The 2,006-nt window shown below is 70.8% G+C and carries 1 protein-coding gene; it reads left to right on the forward strand.

Annotated features, from left to right (window positions below):
- Positions 1-2,006 (forward strand): collagenase (locus ACFV6I_RS37195; RefSeq protein WP_380430465.1); only part of this gene is annotated, 2,006 nt, incomplete at both ends.

Genomic DNA, 2,006 nt, shown 5'->3' on the forward strand with positions numbered 1-2,006 from the left:
CGACACCTGGTCTCGCCCGTGGGCCCTGTCCCCCCCTCGGCGCCCGCCCGCCCCCGCCGCCCGCCCCGCCGCCGCGTCCGCCCCCACCACCCCCGCCGGACCGGCGCCGCAGCCCGCCGTCGGCGCCCCCGAACGCGGCCACACCGACCGGCAGTTCGCCTCTGCCGACCAGCGGGCCCCGCTCCCGCTCGACACCCGGCCGACCGAGGCCCGGCCGACCGCCAAGGCCTTCTCCCTCGGCGCGGCGGCCGCACAGCCCTGCAACGTCGGCGACTTCACCGGCCGGACGGGCGGCGACCTGGTCCAGCACATCAAGGCCGCCGACATCCAGTGCATCAACGGGCTCTTCCAGCTCACCGGCGCGGACGCGAGGGGCGCGTTCCGTGAGGAGCAGATGACCACCGTGGCGTACGCGCTGCGCGACGCGTCCGGCAGTTACCCGGGCGACAACTCGACCTCCGTCGAGCAACTGGTGCTGTACCTGCGCGCCGGGTACTTCGCGCAGTGGTACCACAAGGACGACGTCGGCACCTACGGCACCGCCCTCCAGACGGCGATCCGTTCCGGGCTGGACGCCTTCTTCGGCGGCGCGCACGTGCGGGACGTCGCCGCGGGCAACGCACCCATCCTGGGCGAGGCCGTCACCCTGATCGACAGCGCGCAGGAGAACATCCGCTACCTCCCGGTGGTCAAGCAGCTGCTGAACGACTACAGCAGCGCCACCTGGAACCCGGCCGGCATGGCCTGGGCGGTGAACCCGGTCTTCACGGTGCTGTTCCGCGGCCACCAGGTGACCGGCTTCGACGCGGCGGTCGAGGCCGACCCGAGCGTGCTGGACGCGCTGTCCGGCTTCGCGACCCGCAACAACGACCAGCTCGGTGGCGATTTCGGCGTGCTGGTCTACAACGCGGCCAAGGAGCTGACCCGCTTCCTGAAGGACACGGCGCTCCAGCCCAAGGTCCGTCCGCTCGCCAAGTCGCTGGTCGCGCAGTCCGCGCCGAACGGTCGCACCGTCTACCAGTGGGCCGCGGTCGCGGACGGGGTCGGCTACTACGACGCCGCCAACTGCGCCTACTACGGCACCTGCAACGCCTCCGACCAGCTCAAGGCGGGCGTGCTGACGGTCAACTACACCTGCAGCCCGAGCATCAAGCTGATCGCCCAGGCGCTGGACAACACCCAGCTGGGCACCGCCTGCACCAGCCTCACCGGCCAGGACGCGTACTTCCACTCGGTGGTGCGCGACAACGGCCCGGTCAAGGACGACAGCAACACCACGATCGAGGTGGTGGTCTTCCACTCCTCCCTGGACTACCAGGTGCTGGCCGCGGCCATCTACGGCATCGACACCAACAACGGCGGCATGTACCTGGAGGGCGACCCGGCCAAGGCCGGCAACCAGCCGCGCTTCCTCTGCTACGAGGCCGAGTGGGCCCGCCCGTCGTTCGAGATCTGGAACCTCAACCACGAGTACACCCACTACCTCGACGGCCGGTTCGACATGTACGGCGACTTCAACGCCGGCATGACCACCCCGACCGTCTGGTGGGTCGAGGGCTTCGCCGAGTACATCTCGTACTCGTACCGCAAGGTGACCAACGACGCCGCCATCGCGGCGGCCGCCCGGCACACCTACAAGCTGAGCGACCTCTTCGACACCGCCTACGGTGACCAGGACCGGGTCTACCGCTGGGGCTACCTCGCCGTCCGCTACATGCTGGAGCAGCACCGCGGCGACCTGGACTCCGTCCTCGCCAAGTACCGGGCGGGCGACTGGGCCGGCGCCCGCACCCTGCTCAAGACCACCATCGGCACCCGCTACGACGCCGGCTTCGACAGCTGGCTGACGGCGTGCGCCAACGGTGCCTGCGCCTCCGGCGGAGGCACGCCCACCCAGCCGCAGCTGCCGGAGTGCGCCGGCACCGACATCCGCAAGCTGGACGCCAACTGCGCCCGCAGCAACATCGCGGCGACCACCGGCAACTACGCGCACATCTACCTCCAGG

It is taken from the genome of Kitasatospora sp. NPDC059803 (assembly GCF_042732255.1).
In the GTDB taxonomy this organism is placed as follows: Bacteria; Actinomycetota; Actinomycetes; order Streptomycetales; family Streptomycetaceae; genus Kitasatospora.